This is a genomic window from Micromonospora sp. CA-246542 (assembly GCF_050942905.1).
Classification (GTDB): Bacteria; Actinomycetota; Actinomycetes; order Mycobacteriales; family Micromonosporaceae; genus Micromonospora.
On record NZ_CP192040.1, the window covers coordinates 5737818 to 5755718 of the forward strand.

12 protein-coding genes and 1 pseudogene are annotated in these 17901 nt (G+C 72.9%); 4 read left to right on the top strand and 9 right to left on the bottom strand.

Translation table 11 applies throughout. The features are described 5' to 3' along the window. Positions 1-83 precede the first annotated feature (83 nt). The 3 genes and pseudogenes from ACQP0N_RS26555 to ettA all read right to left on the bottom strand — a co-directional run bounded on the left by ACQP0N_RS26555 (position 84) and on the right by ettA (position 2911). Positions 84-802: pseudogene (locus ACQP0N_RS26555) on the bottom strand (hypothetical protein). Then, entirely contained in the window at positions 796-1242 is a 447-nt protein-coding gene (locus ACQP0N_RS26560) for an acyl-CoA thioesterase (RefSeq protein WP_355052274.1), read from the bottom strand. The pseudogene ACQP0N_RS26555 and the gene ACQP0N_RS26560 overlap by 7 nt, the downstream one beginning before the upstream one ends. After that, complete coding sequence (gene ettA / locus ACQP0N_RS26565) at positions 1235-2911, bottom strand: energy-dependent translational throttle protein EttA (RefSeq protein ID WP_355052273.1); 1677 nt, start codon at positions 2909-2911, stop codon at positions 1235-1237. Before ettA ends, ACQP0N_RS26560 begins: the two co-directional genes overlap by 8 nt. A 329-nt stretch (positions 2912-3240) precedes the next feature. Here ettA and ACQP0N_RS26570 point away from each other — a divergent pair, with 329 nt between their 5' ends. Both ACQP0N_RS26570 and otsB read left to right on the top strand, forming a co-directional pair. Next, positions 3241-4641, top strand: coding sequence for an alpha,alpha-trehalose-phosphate synthase (UDP-forming) (locus ACQP0N_RS26570; RefSeq protein WP_355052272.1), 1401 nt, complete (start codon positions 3241-3243; stop codon positions 4639-4641). 41 nt (positions 4642-4682) lie between these two features. Beyond that, positions 4683-7244 carry a trehalose-phosphatase gene (gene otsB, locus ACQP0N_RS26575; protein ID WP_396804301.1) on the top strand — a complete coding sequence of 854 codons (2562 nt, stop codon included), beginning with the start codon at positions 4683-4685 and terminating at the stop codon, positions 7242-7244. Between the two features lie 263 nt (positions 7245-7507). Here the strand turns inward: otsB and cobA are convergent, their stop codons facing one another. From cobA to cobC, 3 genes are read right to left on the bottom strand one after another with little or no spacing between them, the layout of a single operon-like run. Beyond that, positions 7508-8740, bottom strand: coding sequence for a uroporphyrinogen-III C-methyltransferase (cobA, locus tag ACQP0N_RS26580; RefSeq protein WP_433114962.1), 1233 nt, complete (start codon positions 8738-8740; stop codon positions 7508-7510). 31 nt (positions 8741-8771) lie between these two features. Further along, positions 8772-9839: a nicotinate-nucleotide--dimethylbenzimidazole phosphoribosyltransferase gene (gene cobT / locus ACQP0N_RS26585; RefSeq protein WP_433121832.1), complete on the bottom strand. Its 1068-nt coding sequence runs from the start codon at positions 9837-9839 to the stop codon at positions 8772-8774. Beyond that, positions 9839-10921, bottom strand: coding sequence for an Rv2231c family pyridoxal phosphate-dependent protein CobC (cobC, locus tag ACQP0N_RS26590; protein WP_433114964.1), 1083 nt, complete (start codon positions 10919-10921; stop codon positions 9839-9841). The genes cobT and cobC overlap by 1 nt, the downstream gene beginning before the upstream one ends. Positions 10922-11043: 122 nt before the next feature. On the opposite strand from cobC, the gene ACQP0N_RS26595 reads away from it, so the two are divergent. After that, positions 11044-13176, top strand: coding sequence for a transglycosylase domain-containing protein (locus ACQP0N_RS26595; protein WP_355052270.1), 2133 nt, complete (start codon positions 11044-11046; stop codon positions 13174-13176). 65 nt (positions 13177-13241) lie between these two features. On the opposite strand, the gene ACQP0N_RS26600 is transcribed toward ACQP0N_RS26595, so the two are convergent. Next, on the bottom strand, positions 13242-13811 hold the full coding sequence (locus ACQP0N_RS26600; protein WP_433114967.1) for a GNAT family N-acetyltransferase: 570 nt from the start codon (positions 13809-13811) through the stop codon (positions 13242-13244). After that, positions 13808-15208: a cobyrinate a,c-diamide synthase gene (locus ACQP0N_RS26605; protein WP_433114968.1), complete on the bottom strand. Its 1401-nt coding sequence runs from the start codon at positions 15206-15208 to the stop codon at positions 13808-13810. The genes ACQP0N_RS26600 and ACQP0N_RS26605 overlap by 4 nt, the downstream gene beginning before the upstream one ends. 170 nt (positions 15209-15378) lie before the next feature. Between ACQP0N_RS26605 and ACQP0N_RS26610 the strand changes: the two genes are divergently transcribed. Then, the gene (locus ACQP0N_RS26610) at positions 15379-16200 is read left to right on the top strand and encodes an SURF1 family cytochrome oxidase biogenesis protein (RefSeq protein WP_433114970.1); all 822 of its coding nucleotides are present in this window, start codon (positions 15379-15381) and stop codon (positions 16198-16200) included. 82 nt (positions 16201-16282) lie between these two features. On the opposite strand, the gene ACQP0N_RS26615 is transcribed toward ACQP0N_RS26610, so the two are convergent. Further along, positions 16283-17875 carry an ATP-dependent DNA ligase gene (locus ACQP0N_RS26615; RefSeq protein WP_433114972.1) on the bottom strand — a complete coding sequence of 531 codons (1593 nt, stop codon included), beginning with the start codon at positions 17873-17875 and terminating at the stop codon, positions 16283-16285. Positions 17876-17901 lie beyond the last annotated feature (26 nt).

Sequence of the window (17901 nt, forward strand, 5' to 3'; positions counted from 1 at the left end):
GGATCCGAGGATGGACGGTACCCGGACAGCCGGGTTGAAGCACCCCCCCAACGACCCCACCGGCCCAGAAGAATGAATGGGGGTCATCCGTTCGGACGAGTAGATAGGGGAGTCACGGCGAGATCGGTGGCCTTCTGCAACCAGGCCGCTCCGTACGGTCCCACCAGGCCCACCCAACGTCCGGCGACCCTCACCCGCACCCCGGCGCTCGCCAAAGGGGCAGCCGGCTCGTCGACCGCGCCGAGGAAGCCCATCCGGACCAGTCCCTGCACCAGTCGCTGCGGCACCTCGACCGGCGGGCCCGGCGGATCGTCCGGCGTGACCACCACGGCCACGTGGTCGAGCAGCGCGTCGCGCAGGGCCCGCTGACCCACCGCGCGGCCCGCCACCCCTCGGCACTCGCCGTACGCAGGGTGCCCGCCGCCGCGTCCGCGATCCGGCGCATCTCGACGCCGGGCAGCACCTCGACCGGCTCGCTGCGCGCGGGCGGCAGGGGCCAGCGCCACTGCGCGTCCCGGCGCGCCGGCAACGCGGTACCGCCGCGTCCCAGCTCGGCCAGCAGGTCGGCCGCGCCCACGGTGACGTCCCCGGCGGCGTCGCCGGCCACCGTGGAGGCGACCAGCACCTGCCACGGCAGCCGGGCCCACAGGACGACCCGCCCGGGAGCGCCGGCCGGCCGCAGCCGCACCGGCGCCGCCGGGTCCAGCCGGACCAGCCGGGCCAGGAAGGCGCCCGCGTCGGCCACGCCGGCCAGGCCGTGGCCGGACGGCGACGCCGCTACCCGTTCCGGCCGCGTCACGATCCGCCGCCCTGCGGGGCGTACGTCAGCAGGAAGTCCCGCTCCTCGACGGTGATCCGCCGGGGCACCTGACGCGTCAGGTCGAACGGCACCAGCACCGAGCGGGCGCGACTGGCCAGCACCTCACCGTCGTACAGCTCGTAGGCGACGGTGAACCGGGACGCCTTGATCTCCTCCACCCACAGCTCGATGCGGACCGTCGGCGCGGACTCCGCAGTGGCCCGTCCGAGCGCGTAGTCGACCGGGCGCAGGTAGTCGACCTCGTGCCGGCGGATCACCACCCCGTCGGCGAACGAGCCCACTCCCCAGGCCCGGCCACCGGCGAACATCAACGCCACCCGCGCCTCCTCGTACAGCGTGAGGAAGCGCGAGTTGTTGACGTGTCCGTACGCGTCCAGGTCGGACCAGCGCAGCGTGCAGTGGTAGACGAACCGGTCAGTCACGGGTCAGCTTGCGGTAGGTCACCCGGTGCGGTCGGGCGGCCTCCGCGCCGAGGCGGTCGATCTTGTTCTTCTCGTACGCGTCGAAGTTGCCCTCGAACCAGAACCACTTGGCCGGGTCCTGGTCGTCGCCCTCCCAGGCCAGGATGTGCGTGGCGACCCGGTCCAGGAACATCCGGTCGTGGGAGATGACCACGGCGCAGCCGGGGAACTCCAGCAGGGCGTTCTCCAGGCTGGACAGCGTCTCCACGTCCAGGTCGTTCGTCGGCTCGTCGAGCAGGATGACGTTGCCGCCGATCTTCAGGGTCAGCGCCAGGTTGAGCCGGTTGCGCTCACCGCCGGAGAGCACCTTCGTCGGCTTCTGCTGGTCCGGCCCCTTGAAGCCGAACGCCGCGATGTACGCCCGCGACGGCATCTCGACCTTGCCCACCATCAGGTAGTCCAGACCGTCCGAGACGACCTCCCAGACGGTCTTGTCGCCGTTGAGGCCCTCGCGGTTCTGGTCGACGTACGACAGCGAGACGGTCGGACCGACCCGCACCTCGCCGCCGGTCGGCTCCTCCAGCCCGACGATGGTCTTGAACAGGGTGGTCTTGCCGACGCCGTTCGGGCCGATGATGCCGACGATGCCGTTGCGCGGCAGCGAGAACGACAGGTTGTCGATGAGCAGCCGGTCACCGAAGCCCTTGCTGAGGTTGTTCGCCTCGATGACCGTGCCGCCCAGGCGCGGGCCCGGCGGGATCTGGATCTCCTCGAAGTCCAGCTTGCGGGTCTTCTCCGCCTCGGCGGCCATCTCGTCGTACCGGTCGAGGCGGGCCTTGGACTTGGTCTGCCGCGCCTTGGCGTTGGAGCGGACCCACTCCAGCTCCTCGGTGAGGCGCTTCTTCATCTTGGCGTCGCGGCGGCCCTCGACGGCCAGCCGGGCGGCCTTCTTCTCCAGGTAGGTGGAGTAGTTGCCCTCGTACGGGTAGGTCCGGCCGCGGTCCAGCTCCAGGATCCAGTTGGCCACGTTGTCGAGGAAGTACCGGTCGTGCGTGATCGCCATGACCGTGCCGGCGTACTTGGCCAGGTGCTGCTCCAGCCAGGAGACGCTCTCCGCGTCCAGGTGGTTGGTGGGCTCGTCGAGCAGCAGCAGGTCGGGCGCCTCCAGCAGCAGCTTGCAGAGCGCGACCCGGCGCCGCTCACCACCGGAGAGCTGGGTCACGTCGGCGTCCGGCGGCGGGCACCGCAGGGCGTCCATGGCCAGTTCGAGCTTGGAGTCGACGTCCCACGCGTCGAGGTGGTCCAGCTCCTCCTGGAGCTTGCCCATCTCCTCCATCAGCTCGTCGGAGTAGTCGGTCGCCATCTGCTCGGCGATCTTGTTGAACCGCTCCAGCTTGGCCTTGGTCTCGGCGACCGCCTCCTCGACGTTGCCGAGGACCGTCTTGGCGTCGTTGAGCGGGGGCTCCTGCGCGAGCATGCCGACGGTGTAGCCGGGCATGAGCCGGGCCTCGCCGTTGCTCGGCTTGTCCATGCCTGCCATGATCTTGAGGAGGCTGGACTTACCGGCGCCGTTCGGGCCGACCACACCGATCTTGGCGCCCGGCAGGAAGTTCAGCGTCACGTTGTCCAGCACGACCTTGTCGCCGTGCGCCTTGCGCGCCTTTTCCAGGACGTAGATGAACTGGGCCACGGTGCGGGCTACCTCCGTCGGTTTGCTGTCGCCTGAGTGGGCGGCGCGGCGCGAGCTGACACCTCCGCCCGCCGCCGCCGGCCGGGAGCCGGCCGCGCGCACGCCATCGTCAATCCTGACAGGTACGGCGCGCTTCGCCCACATCACCCCGCCCCAGGAGTACGCCGGCGAGCCGCGCCGCCTCCAATCGTCGGGCTGTCGACAAGATCACCTTCAGGATTCACCGCACACTGGGCGGGTAGGAGACTCCGGCACGGGGGCCCAGACACCGCAGCTACGCTCAGTACGCTCATCGCGGTGGACCCGTCAGTACCCGGAGGTGGCCGATCGTGACCGTCCGTAGCTCCTTTGTCGTAGTGGCGAACCGTCTGCCGGTCGACGAGGTGAGCACACCCGAGGGACGGCAGTGGCGACGCAGCCCCGGTGGGCTCGTCACCGCGCTGCATCCCGTACTCGCCGAGCACCAGGGCACCTGGGTCGGCTGGGCCGGCGGCACCGGCGCCGCTCCCGAGCCGTTCGACCTGGAGGGCATCCGGCTGCACCCGGTCCCGCTGAGCGCCGAGGAGTTGGAGCGCTACTACGAGGGCCAGTCCAACGCGACGATCTGGCCCCTCTACCACGACGCGGTGGAGACACCGGCGTACAAGCGTCGCTGGCGTGAGGCGTACCGGCTGGTCAACGCCCGGTTCGCGGAGGCCGCTGCCGACGTCGCGGCCGAGGGCGCGACGGTCTGGGTGCAGGACTACCAGCTCCAGCTGGTGCCGGCCATGCTCCGCGAGCTGCGCCCGGACCTGCGGATCGGCTTCTTCCTGCACATCCCGTTCCCGCCGATCGAGCTGTTCATGCAGATGCCGTTCCGTACCGAGCTGCTGCGCGGTCTACTCGGCGCGGACCTGGTGGGCTTCCAGCAGCGGTTGGCCGCGCAGAACTTCGTCCGGCTGGCCCGGCACCTGCTCGGGCTCCGGTACGAGGGTCAGATGATCCAGGTCGACGGTCGGCAGGTGAAGGCGGGCGCCTTCCCCATCTCCATCGACACGCAGGAGATGGAGCGGATGGCGGCCGACCCGGCGATCCAGGCGCGGGCCAAGCAGATCCGTGCCGAGCTGGGCGACCCGAAGACGATAATCCTGGGCGTGGACCGGCTCGACTACACCAAGGGCATCGAGTTGCGCCTGAAGGCGTTCCGCGAGTTGCTTGCTGACGGAAAGTTGACAGTTCCGGACGCCGTTATGGTGCAGGTGGCCACGCCGAGCCGCGAGCGCGTCGAGCACTACCAGGCACTTCGGGTCAAGGTGGAGCGCGAGGTTGGTCGGATTAATGGCGAATTCGGCCGAGTCGGCGTGCCTGCCGTGCATTACCTCCATCAGTCGTACAGTCGCAGTGAACTGGCCGCGATGTACGTTGCTGCGGACGTGATGATGGTGACCCCGCTGCGAGACGGCATGAACCTCGTGGCCAAGGAGTACGTCGCATCCCGTGCCGACCAGGGCGGTGCGCTCGTGCTCAGCGAGTTCGCTGGCGCCGCAACGGAGCTGCGCCAGGCATTCCTATGTAACCCGCACGACCCGGACGCGGTGAAGGACGCCCTGCTCCGGGCCGTGCACGTGGAGAAAACCGAGGCACGCCGCCGGATGCGGACAATGCAACGTCACCTGCGTACCCACGACGTGGGGCACTGGGCCAAGTCTTTCCTCTCCGAACTGGGAGTTTCCGAGGCGGAGGCCGCGTGAACACGGCCGTCAACGACGGAACGGCGATCGCCACCGGGGTGATGGACCCCGAGCTGCGATCCGCCATCGGCCGGATCGCCCGGGTTCCGCAGCTCCTGATCGCCTGCGACTACGACGGCACACTCGCGCCGATCGTGGAGGATCCCAGCACCGCCGTACCGCTGCCCGAGTCGGTGGCCGCGATCCGCGCGCTCGCGGCGCTGCCGCAGACGAGCGTGGCCGTGGTCTCCGGCCGCGCCCTGCGCGACCTGGCCGCGCTCTCCCGGCTGCCCAGCGAGGTACACCTCGTCGGCAGCCACGGCTCCGAATTCGACATCGGCTTCGTCGAGCGCCTCTCCCCCGAGCTGGTCGCGGTCCGCACCCAGGTGCGCAACGCGCTGCGCGAGATCGCCGCCGAACACCCGGGCATCCGGCTCGAACGCAAGCCGGCCAGCGTCGCGGTGCACACCCGGGGCGTCGACCCGCAGGTCGCCGCCGCCGCCATCGAGGCCGTCCGAAACGGCCCGGCCGCCTTCGACGGCGTCACCGTGACGCAGGGCAAGGAGGTCATCGAGCTGTCCGTGGTGGCCACCCACAAGGGCACGGCCGTCGACCAGCTACGGACCCAGCTCTCGGCGAGCGCGGTGCTCTTCATCGGCGACGACGTCACCGACGAGAACGCCTTCGGCAACCTGCACGGGCCGGACCTCGGTATCAAGATCGGCCCAGGCGACACCAAGGCGAGCTTCCGGGTGGCCGAGCCGATCGAGGCCGCCCGCGCGCTCGGGCTGCTGCTGGAGACCCGCCGGCACTGGCTGTTCGGCGAGCGGGCGGTGCCCATCGAACGGCACTCGATGCTGGCCAACGGTCGTACCGTCGCCCTGCTCACCCCCGAGGCGAAGGTGAGCTGGCTCTGCCACCCCAAGCCGGACTCGGCGGCGATCTTCGCCGACCTGGTCGGCGGCAGCCCGGCCGGTCACTTCAGCATCGCCCCGGAGCGTGGCGGCATCCCGCTGGGCCAGCGCTACCGCTCCGGCACGATGACCGTCGAGACCCGGTGGTCCGGGCTCACCGTCACCGACTGGCTGGACAAGCCGGCCCGCGAGACGACGCCGGACGGTCCCGCCGTGGTCACCGGCGACTCGACCCTGGTCCGGGTCCTCAGCGGCAACGGCCGGGTCCGGGTGGAGTTCGCGCCGCGCCCCGAGTTCGGCCAGGTGGCCGTGCAGTTGCAGCCCGTCGGCGACGGCCTGCTGGTGCTCGGCTCGAACGAACCGGTCGCCCTCTACTCCCCCGGGGTGGAGTGGCAGGTCAACAACGACGGTGGGTACGAGACCGCCAAGGCGGTCGTCGATCTCTCCGCCGCTGGTGGGCAGGTCGTGCTGGAGCTGCGCTTCGGCACGCACAGCCTGGAGCACCACCGGGTGCCGATCCACGAGCGGCAGGCCGCTGCCGAGCAGCCGTGGAAGGACTGGGTGGCCTCGCTGCGGCTGCCGTCCACCTCCCGTGACCTGGTCGCGCGCAGCGCCCTCACCCTGCGCGGGCTCTGCCACGAGACGACCGGCTCGATCCTCGCCGCGGCCACCACCTCCCTACCGGAGGAGCTGGGCGGCGTCCGCAACTGGGACTACCGCTACTGCTGGCTGCGCGACGCCGCGCTGACCGCCCGCTCGCTCGTCGACCTCGGCTCCATCGACGAGGCCGAGGCGTTCCTGCGTTGGGTGGACGGTTGCATCGAGCGCACCGGCGGCCACCCGGAGCGGCTGCACCCGCTCTACACCATCGACGGGTACGAGCTGGGCGCCGAGGCGGTCATCGACACGCTGCCCGGGTACGCCGGCTCCCGTCCGGTCCGGGTCGGCAACCTCGCCAACCACCAGCTCCAGCTCGACGTGTTCGGCCCCATCGCCGACCTGATCGCGGCCGTCGCCGACGCCCGCGGCTCGGTCCGCGACGACGAGTGGCGGGTTCTGGAGAACATGGTCGAGGCGGTCCGCCGCCGCTGGCACGAGCCCGACCACGGCATCTGGGAGGCGCGGCTGCCACCCCGGCACCACGTCTTCTCGAAGGTGATGTGCTGGATGACCGTCGACCGGGCGCTGCACGTGATGCGCCAGCACGGCGGCGAGGACCGGCCCGAGTGGACGGACCTGCGCGACCGGATCGGCGCCAACGTGCTGGAGCACGGCTGGCACGACGACGTCGAGGCGTACAGCGTCGCGTACGGGGACGAGGACATGGACGCCTCGTCGCTCTGGATCGGCCTCTCCGGCCTGCTCCCGGGTGACGACCCGCGCTTCCTGTCCACGGTCCTGAAGATCGAGGCGGACCTGCGCAGCGGCCCGGTCGTCTACCGGTACCACTGGGACGACGGCCTGCCCGGCCGCGAGGGCGGTTTCCACATCTGCACGGCGTGGCTGATCGAGGCGTACCTGCGCACCGGCCGCCGCACCGACGCGGAGGAGCTGTTCGCGCAGATGGTGCTGACCGCCGGTCCGACCGGCCTGCTCCCCGAGCAGTACGACCCGCTCGCCGAGCGTGGCCTGGGCAACCACCCGCAGGCGTACAGCCACCTCGGGCTGATCCGCTGCGCCCTGCTGCTGGACAACATGCTCAAGCAGTAGTTCGACTCGTACGACGATCGGGGCCGCAGGCGCTTACGCCCGCGGCCCCGATCACGTTGTGCCGTCCCAGCGCGGGATCAGGGCGGGACCGGGGCGGGGGCGCGAGGGTGCCGTGGTCGTCCTTTGCTCTGCTTCAGCCGAGGAAACGGCCGCCGTCCGACAGTCGGACACGGGGTGTTGCCTGGGTTGAAGCAGAGCAAAGGACCGACAGGCAGCCATCGGGGGCCCGCCCGATCCGAGGTAGGGGACCCGCAGCGCCGCCGTCACTCGTCGAGCGCGCCCACCACGTCGCCCACCACGACCACGGCGGGTGGGCGCACCTCGGCCGCGTCCACGTCGGCGGCGACCGCACCGAGCGTGGAGCGCAGCACCCGCTGGGCGCCCGTGGTGGCCTCCTGGACGACGGCGGCCGGCGTGCCCGGCGGTCGGCCGTGCGCGATCAACGTCTCGGTGATGGCGGCGAGGTTCTTGAGCCCCATCAGGATCACCAGGGTGCCGCGCAGGCCGGCGAGGGCGTCCCAGCGCACCAGCGACGCCGGCGAGTCGGGCGCGACGTGCCCGGAGACCACGGTGAACTCGTGCGCCACCCCCCGGTGGGTGACCGGGATGCCGGCCGCGGCCGGCGCGGCGATCGAGCTGGTCACCCCCGGCACGACGGTCACCGGCACACCGGCCGCCGCGCAGGCCAGCAGCTCCTCGCCGCCCCGACCGAAGACGTACGGGTCGCCGCCCTTGAGCCGCACCACGGCAGCGCCGGCCATTGCCCGGTCGACCAGGATCTGGTTGATCTCCTCCTGGGCCCGGGACGGGCCGTAGGGGATCTTCGAGGCGTCCACCAGCTCGACGTCGGGGCGCAGCTCGTCCAGGAGCAGGCCGGGCACCAACCGGTCGGCGACCACCACGTCCGCCTCGGTGAGCAGCCGCCAACCCTTCACGGTGATCAGTTCCGGGTCACCCGGCCCGGACCCGACGAGCGCCACCCGGCCGCCGGTCGAGTGAGGAAGGGCCCCTTCCTCTACCCCAGGCGTCAGTAGGGGGCCCTTCCTTGCACCGAGCAGGTCGCGGATGGCGTCGCGGACGGTCATCGCCCGGCGGGGGTCACCGCCGCCGAGCACCGCGACGGTGACCGGGCCGTGCCGGGTGACCGCCGGAGTCCAGGCGGTGGCGGCCGCCCGGTCGTCGGCGCGTACGCAGAAGATCCGCCGCTCGTCCGCGACGGCGCTGACCGCCGCCGCCGCGATCGGATCGTCGATCGCCACCTGGACCAGCCAGGCCCCGTCCAGGTCCTCGGGCACGAACCGGCGCGGCACCCAGCGCAGCCGGGCCGCGTCGACCCGGGCCTGCAACGCCGGGGTCAGCTCCGGTGCCACCAGCAGGACGTCCGCGCCGGCGTCCAGCAGCGCCGGCACGCGCCGGGTGGCGACCGCGCCGCCACCCACCACGACCACCCGCCGTCCGTCGAGCCGCAGACCAAGGGGGTACGGGTTCGCGCTCATCCGGCACCACCGGACCGCTCGTTGGACGCGGTCACTTCTCGGCCACGCCGGCCGAGTCGAACGTGGCCACCTCGTGCAGTACCCGGACCGCGCCGGTGACCACCGGCAGCGCCAGCAGTGCGCCGGTGCCCTCGCCGAGGCGCAGCCCCAGATCGATGAGCGGGTCGAGGCCGAGGTGTCGCAACGCCACCGTCGCGCCGGGCTCCGCCGAGCGGTGCCCGGCGACCATGGCGGCGACCGCGTCCGGCGCGAACGCGGCGGCGGCGAGCGCGGCGGACACCGCGATCACCCCGTCCAGCAGGACCGGCGTACGACGGGCGGCGGCACCGAGAATCAGCCCGGCCAGGGCGGCGTGCTCCAGGCCGCCGACGGCGGCGAGCACACCCAGCGGGTCGGCCGGGTCGGGCTTGTGCCGGGCCAGCGCGGCCCGCACCACGGCCACCTTGTGGGCGTACGTCGCATCGTCCACTCCGGTGCCCCGACCCGTGGAGTCGAGCGGGTCGACGCCGGTGAACGCGGCGATCAGCGCGGCGGCCGGGGTGGTGTTGCCGATGCCCATGTCCCCGGTGAGCAGGATGCCGGCGCCGGCGTCGATCAGCTCGTCGGCGACCCGGACGCCGGTCAGGATCGCCGCCAGCGCCTCGTCCCGGGTGAGCGCGGCGGTCACCGACAGGTCGCGGGTACCGCGGCGTACGGATGCGTCGATCAGCCGCGGCGCGCCCAGATCCGACGCAGGCGCGGGCAGCGGGTGGGCCACCCCGACGTCGACGACGGTGACCGACGCGCCGGCCTGCCGGGCGAACGCGTTGACGACCGCGCCACCGGCCAGGAAGTTGCCGATCATCTGCGCGGTGACCTCCTGCGGCCACGGGGTGACGCCCTGGGCGTGCACCCCGTGGTCGCCCGCGAAGATCGCCACGGCGGCGGGCTCGGGCACCGGCGGCGGGCAGGCTCCGGCCAGTCCGGCGAGGCGTACCGACAGGTTCTCCAGCAGGCCCAGCGAGCCCGCCGGCTTGGTCAGCCGGCCGTGCAGCTCGCGGGCGGCGGCCATCGCCGCCTCGTCCGGGGGCCGGATCGCCGACGTCGTGGTCTCCAGCATCATGCCTCCATGATCTCGCGCAGCACCGCGATGAACGAGTCGGTGGTGTCTCGGTCGCGTACTGCCACCCGCAGCCAGTCCGGGCCGAGCCCGGGGAAGGTGTCGCCCCGGCGGACCGCCCAGCCCCGGTCGCGCAGGGCGGCCCGTACCCGGGTCGCGTCGGGCAGGCGCAGCAGGACGAACGCGCTGGCGGGGCGGCCGGCGACGCGTACGCCCGGCAGGTCGGACAGGCGGGCGACCAGGTGGTCGCGGTCGGCGGCGAGTTCGGCGGCGATCGCGCGTTCGGCCTGGACCGCGACGGGCGTGGCGCAGGCCTCGGCGGCGGCCAGCGCGGGCGTGGAGACGGCCCAGAGCGGCTGGACGGCGGCCAGGCGGGACAGCAGGCCGGCGTCGCCGAGCAGGTAGCCGATCCGCAGGCCGGCCAGGCCCCAGGTCTTGGTGAGGCTGCGCAGGACGAGCAGCCCGGGCAGGTCGCGCCGCTCGGCGAGCGACTCCGGTTCGCCGGTGTCCGCGCCGCCCGTGGTGTCGGCGAACGCCTCGTCGACGACCAGCACCCGGCCGGGACGGGCGAGCGCGGCGATCGTCCGCGCGGGGTGCAGCACCGAGGTGGGGTTCGTCGGGTTGCCGATCATGACCAGGTCCGCGTCGGCGGGCACCAGGGATTCGTCGAGGCGGAAGCCGTCGGCGGGGTCCAGCAGGACCCGCTCGACCGGGTGCCCGGCGGCCCGCAGCGCCGCCTCCGGCTCGGTGAACTGCGGGTGCACCACCACGGGCCGGCGCACGCCGCGCAGCGCCTGGGCGATGAGCACGAAACCCTCGGCGGCCCCGGCGGTGAGCAGTACCTCGTCCGGGTGACGCCGGTGCCGGGCGGCGACGGCGGCGCGGGCCGGGGCCGGGTCCGGATAGCGGGCCAGGTCGGTGAGGGTGGCGGCGATCGGATCGGCCAGCCAGGCCGGCAGCGGCGCCCGGCGGACGTTGACGGCGAGGTCGACCAATCCGGCGCTGGCCTCGGCGTCGCCGTGGTGCGCCAGGTCGGGCTCGGCGTCGACGAACGGCGACACCCCCCACGGCTGATCACGCATGTCCGCGATCCTGCCGGGAAGGCGGCCGGCGGGACAGTCGATGTCGACGTAAGCCATGTCACCACCTCGCGGGTTTATGAGTTCTTCTCATGTACGAATCGGAAATGTCATAACTTTGCGACGTGAGCAACCGACCCCTTGCTGCCGCTGGTCGTCTCGTTCCTCTCCTGCGCGCCGGACTCATCGCCGGCATCGTGATCGCTGCCGCCGCCTACCCGCTGGTCGCCCTCACCGGGCTCGGCGCGAAGGCCACCGCCCACGCCACGGAGCAGAAGACCCGGCTGCTGACCAAAGCCCTGCCCGCCGAGACCTCCTACCTGTACGCCCCGGACGGCAAGACCGTGCTGACCATGTTCTACGAGGAGTACCGGCAGTACACGAAGCTGTCGGACATGTCGCCGAACATCCAGCAGGCGATCGTGGCCGCCGAGGACTCCCGCTTCTACCAGCACCACGGCGTCGACCCGAAGGGCGTGGCCCGCGCCTTCGTGGCCAACGCCCACTCCAGCGGGGTGTCCCAGGGCGCGTCGACGCTGACCATGCAGTACGTCCGGATGGCCCTGCGGGACAGCGCCACCACTCCGAAGGAGGTCCAGGAGGCCACCCAGCAGACCAGCCTGCGCAAGGTCAAGGAGATGCGCATGGCGCTGGACCTGGAGAAGGAGATGAGCAAGGAAGACATCATGGAGCGCTACCTGAACTCGGCGTACTTCGGTCACCGGGCGTACGGCATCTACGCGGCCAGCGAGATCTTCTTCTCCAAGACCCCGAAGGACCTCACCCCGGTCGAGGCCGCCACCCTCGCCGGGCTCGTCAAGTCCCCCTCCGAGTACGACCCGGCCGACTCCGACCAGAAGGAGGCCACCGGGCGGCGCAACTACGTCCTGGACCGGATGAGCCAGCTCGGTTACATGTCCCCCGACTCGGCCGCCGCCGCGAAGTCCGAGCCGATCCGGCTGAAGCTCACCACTCCACCGAGCGACTGCGCCTCGATCATCGAGAAGTACCAGAGCTGGGGCTTCGCCTGCGACTACGTGAAGAACTGGTGGAGCGCGCAACCGGCGTTCGGCAGCAACCCCCTCGAACGGATGGACAAGCTGCGCCGGGGCGGCTACCGGATCGTGCTCAGCCTCGACCAGAAGGTCCAGGAGGCGGCCGAGAAGAACGTCGGCGCGAAGGAGGGCACCGGCAGCCCCTTCGCCAACGGCATCGTGGTCTCCGAACCGGGCACCGGGCGGGTCAAGGCGATGGCGGTGAACCGGAACTACTCCCTGGACCTGGCCGACAATCCACCCAGCTCCAATCCCGAGGCCGGGCCGAAGGTCAAGGCCAACTACCCGAACACGGTGGCGCCACTGCTCGGCGGCGGCGACCTGCCCGGCTACCAGGCCGGATCGACGTTCAAGATGTTCCCGATGCTGGCCGCGCTGGACTCCGGGATGACGTTGTCCACCTCGTTCAACGCCCCGTACCGCTACAAGTCGTCCGTCTACGACGGCTGGGCGCCGTCGAACGCCAGCGGCGCGATGACCGGCCAGCAGACCATGTGGTCGGGCTTCGGCAAGTCCGTCAACACGTACTTCGTGTGGCTGGAGGAGAAGGTGGGCGCGGAGAAGGCGGTCCGGCTCGCCGAACAGCTCGGCCTGCGCTGGCGCACCGACGTCGACCGGGAGCAGGCGTCACCGGGCAAGGCCAACAAGTGGGGCGCGTTCACCCTCGGCGTCTCCGACGCCACCCCGCTGGAGATGGCGAACGCCTACGCGGCCATCGCGGCCGACGGCCGCTACTGCGAGGCGATACCCGTACAGGCGATCATGAACCGGGACGGCACGCCGGCCACGTACGCCACACCGGGCGGCATCCAGCGCGAGGTGGCGAAGCCCCGCTGCCGCCAGGTGGTCAGCGCCGACGCCGCCCGCGCGGCCACCGACGCCGCCCGCTGCCCGACCGGGGACACCCCGGCACGCGGGGGCTGCGGCGGCTGGTCGACGGCCGACAGCGTCCGGGGTACGGTCGGCCGCCCGGTCGCCGGCAAGACGGGTACCACCGACAGCACCCGGTCCGCCTGGTTCGTCGGGTTCACACCGGAACTGGCTGCGGCGAGCTTCATCTCCGACCCGGACAATCCGTTCAACGCCGTCGGTGACGGGCAGTCCCAGATCCCGATCGCGGCGGTGGCACAGACACTGCGCGACGGCCTCAAGGGCACACCGACCCGCCAGTTCACGCCACCCTCGGACGCCATCGTCGGGTGACGGCGGGGGTCGGCCAAGATCCGCGTGGCGGCGGGGATCAGCGCAGACTCCGCCTCGCGGCGGGGTCAGCGCAGATCCGCCGCCACGAACGACCAGACTTCGAGGTCGACCCGGCCACCGCCGACGAAGCCGGCGTTGCGCAACAGGCCCTCGTAGGTGAAGCCGGCCTTCTCGGCGACCCGACGGGACGCCAGGTTGCCGGGCGCGACCCGCAGCTCGACCCGCTGGAAACCGTGCTCCAGGATCAACGCGATGGCCACCGCGTCCACGGCCTCGGCGGCCAGGCCGAAGCCCCGGGCGTGGGGGGCCATCGCGTAGGAGACCTCGGTGAGGCGGGCGCCCCAGTCGGTACGCCGGGTCCAGAGGGAGCCGACGACCTGGTCGTCCTCCCGGCGGATCACCGCGTAGTGGTCGCCCTCACCGCTGTCGCGTCGCTGCCGGGCCAGGTCGGTGCACCAGGCGTGCCCGTCGATCGGGCCGGAGTCGCCGGGCAGCGGCAGCCAACGCCGGGTCAGCTTGTCGGCGAAGATCTCGCCGGCCGCCGCCGCGTCGGCCGCGGTGAGCCGGCGCACCTCCGTACGCGGGGTGGAGACGGTCAACGTCGGAAACCGGCGGACCGCCACCTGACCGATCACGCGGGCACCACCGGCGGTGACACCGCCTCGGCTGCTGGCTCGCCCACCGCCGCGGCCACCACCCGGGCGGCGGCCGCCGGATGACCGGCCCAGTGCAGGGTGAGCTGCGAGGCGTGCACGTTGCGCCAGACGAACCCCTCCGGCGTGCCGCCGTCCCAGCTCCACGCCGGGCGCTGACCGGCGCGCGGGGTGAGCACCGCCCGGTGCTCCTTGTGCCCGACGACCACCGTGCCGCTCTCGGCGACCACGCTGTCGGTCCCGGCGGTCGCCTCCCGGTAGCCCACCACCAGACCATCGCGGCTCGCGCCCACCGCGTCCAGCACACCGCACATCGGCAGCCCGTCCAGCTCCCGGGCCAGCCAGAGCAGACCGGCGCCCTCGGCGACCACCGGCCGGCCGGTACGCGCCAACTCGGCCACCGCGATGCAGAGCCGACGGTTGGCCGACAGCTGCTCGGCGTACGCCTCGGGCAGCGCTCCCCCGACGACCAGCGCCCGGGTGCCGACGGGCAACGCCTCGTCGCGCAGCGGGTCGACCGTGACCACCTCTGCCCCGGCCGCCGTCAGCAGCTCGGCGGTCTCCGGATGGCTGAAGCTGCCACCCGGACCGCCCGCCACCGCGACCAGCGGACGCATCGCCGGCACGACCAGCTCACCGAGCGCGTCCCCCGGCGACCAGGCCACCGCCGGCAGGGGCGGAGCGGAACGGGCCAGCCCGAGCAGACGTTCCAGGTCGACGGTGGCGGCGACGGCCTCACCCAGGCGACGCACCGCGCGGACGGCGTCGGCCGAGGAGTCGACGACCGGCGCGACCCCGTGCCGGCGGGACGGCAGCACGGCCGGCAGGTCCTGGCGGCGCAGCGCGCCGTAGACCGGCACGCCCACGTCGTCCAAAGCCTCGCGCAGCATGCTCTCGTGCCGCGACGACGCCACCCGGTTGAGGATCACCCCGCCGAGCCACAACTGCTCGTCGTACGAGCGGAAACCGTGCACCAGCGCGGCCACCGACTGACCCATCGCGGCCACGTCGACCACCAGCACCACCGGGCTGCGCAGCGCCGCCGCGGCGGCGGCCGTGGACTCCTGCTCGGGCCGGCCGCCCACCGAGTCGTACAGGCCCATGCTGCCCTGCACGACCGCGAGACCGGCACCGGCGGCGCCGTGCGCGACCAGCGGGGCGAGCCGGTCGACGCCGACCAGCCGGGGATCGATCACCCGGCCCGGTCGGCCGGCGGCGAGACCGAGGTACGCGGCGTCGACGTGGTCCGGGCCGAGCTTGAACCCGGCGACGTCGACACCCCGCTCGGCCAGGGCGGCGAGCAGCCCGATCGCCAGCGCGTTCTTCCCGTGCCCGGAGGACGGCGCGCTGAGCACCAGGCGCGGCACGACGGTCATCATCGACTCCTCGCGGGCGGCGGCGGGTACGCGACGGACAACCGAGGGGGTCGATCCGTCGGCGTGACGATACCCGCCCGCACCGACGGGCGAGCACCGCCAACCGGGGGTCGGCGGACCGTCCCGGCCCGGTCGCGGTGAGTGGTCCCGGTCATACGGGTAGCCTCGGTGCCGTGTACCGGTTCCTGCTGAGCCCACGCTGGTTGGGCGCCCTCGCGCTGACGCTGGTCGCCGCCGCCGTCATGGTGTGGCTCGGCAACTGGCAGCTGGACCGCTACCGAGGTCGTACCGAGATCAACGAGCGGATCGACGCGGGCGAGCGGATGGCCCCGGCGCCCCTTGCCGACGCGTTCCGTCCGCCGGCCGGTGGCCCCGGCACCGCCGGTCCGGCTCCCGCGAAGGACCGGGTCTGGACCCGCGTCACCGCCACCGGCCGGTACGACACGTCGAACACCGTCCTGGTGCGGGGCCGGACGGTCGACAGCCGGGTCGGCTTCGAGGTGCTCACCCCGCTCGTGCTCGCCGACGGCACCGCGCTGCTGGTGGACCGGGGCTGGATCCCGCCCGCGCCGGGCGGCGCGACCGCCCAGCCGTCGGTGCCCACCCCGCCGGGCGGCGATGTCACGGTCAACGGCCGGGTGCACGAGACCGAGAGCGGCGCCGGCGCGGTGGACCGCCGCGACGGGCGGCTGGAGACGCGCCGCATCGCCGTACCGCGGCTGGCCCGCGAGCTGCCCTACCCGGTCTACGGCGGCTACCTGCTGCTGGACGAGCAGACCCCGGCCGCCGACCCGGCGTTCAAGGCCGTTCCGGTCGGGCACACCAACAACTGGCAGAACTTCGGCTACGTCGTGCAGTGGTGGCTGTTCGCCGCGATGGCGATCTTCGGCTATGGCTGGGTGGCCCGCCGCGAGGCACGCCGGGCCGCCGGCCTCGACGGCGCGCAGTCCCCGCGGGACCGGGCGGCCGAGCCGACGCCCAGCGCGTCCGCCTGACCCCGCCCTGCCAGCCTGGACCGGCGTCCGCCGGTGGGCTGACCTGGACCGGCGTCCGCCGGTGGGCTGGCCCCGCCCGGCGTCAGCCGGTGACCCGGCCCGCGTGGATGGCGCGGACGGCGTCGATGGTGTCGGCCTCGGCGGCGGACTTGTCGTCCCGGTAGCGCACCACGCGGGCGAACCGCAGCGCCATTCCACCGGGATAGCGGGTGCTCGTCTGCACCCCGTCGAACGCGATCTCCACGACCTGCTCGGGGCGTACCCGGACCACCCAGTCGCCGCGCTCGACGGCGAGGCCGAGGAAGCGCTCGGTCTGCCACCGCAGCAGCTCGTCGGTGAGCCCCTTGAACGTCTTGCCGAGCATCACGAAGTCGCCCGTGCGCGGGTCACGGGCGCCGAGGTGCAGGTTGGAGAGCCAGCCCTTGCGCCGGCCGCTGCCCCACTCCACGGCGAGCACCACCAGGTCGAGGGTGTGTCGGGGTTTGACCTTGACCCAGGCCGCCCCACGACGGCCGGCGTCGTAGGGGGCGTCCGGCGCCTTGACCACCACGCCCTCCTGGCCCGCGTCGAGGGCGGCGGCGAACGCCGCGCCGGCCTGCTCCGGACCGTCGACCTCCATCCGACCGACCAGCAGCGACGCGTCCACCGCGCCGGCGAGCGCGGCCCACCGCTGGTGGCCGGGCAGGTCGATCAGATCCTCACCGTCGAGGTGCAGCAGGTCGAAGAAGTACGGGGTGAGCACCGTCGTGCCGGTGCTGGCGGCGGCCGCGAGTACCGCCGGGGCGACCGGCGTACGGCCGGTGGTGCTCGGTGTGGTGCGCCGGGCGGCCCGGCTGGAGGTCTGCTGGAACGGCAGCGGGCGGCCCGTCTCGTCCAGACCGATCGCCTCGCCGTCGAGCACCAGCTCCCGGCCGGGCAGGGCGCGAACCGCCGCGACGACCTCGGGCACCCGGCTGGTGATCTCGTCGAGGCTGCGGGTGAACACGGCGATGTCGGCGCCGGAGCGGTGCACCTGGATGCGGATGCCGTCGAGCTTCACGTCGACCACTGCGGGCGTGCCGGTCGCGGCCAGCGCCTCGTCGACCGAGGGTGCGCTCTGGGCGAGCATCGGCGCGAGCGGCCGGCCGACCCGCAGGCCGAAACCGGCCAGCTCTGCGGCCCCTCCGCGCAGCGCGGCCACCGCCACGGCGCGCAGGTCACCGGCGAGCAGCAGGGCACGGCGGACGGTCGCGACCGGCACCTCGGCGGCCCGGGCCACGGCATCGGCGAGCAGCCCGGCCTGCGCGCCCTGGCGCAGTTCACCGCCGAACAGGCCGGTCAGCAGCCGTTGCTCGTCGGCGGTGGCCGCCGCGTAGAGGGCACCGAGCAGAGCGCGGCGGCGGGCCTGTGCCCCCGAGCCGTGCACAGCGGCGATCTGGGCGATGGCCGCGTCGACGGCGGCCACGGTCAGCGTCGGCTCGGCGGCCGGCGCGGGCAGGTCACGCAGGCTCGCGTAGCCCACACCGGTCTGGCGTTGCCGCAGCTCGCCAGCGAGATAGCCGGCGCCGGGCTCCACCTCGGCCGGGTCGAGCCGGCGCAGGGCGTCGGCGAGCAGCTCCACCTTGGCCCGTCGGCCACTGGTGGCGCCCACGGCGGCGGAGGTGGCCGCCAGGTCGATGAACCGCACGACGCTCATCCTGCCAGTCACCTCCGACACCGCCC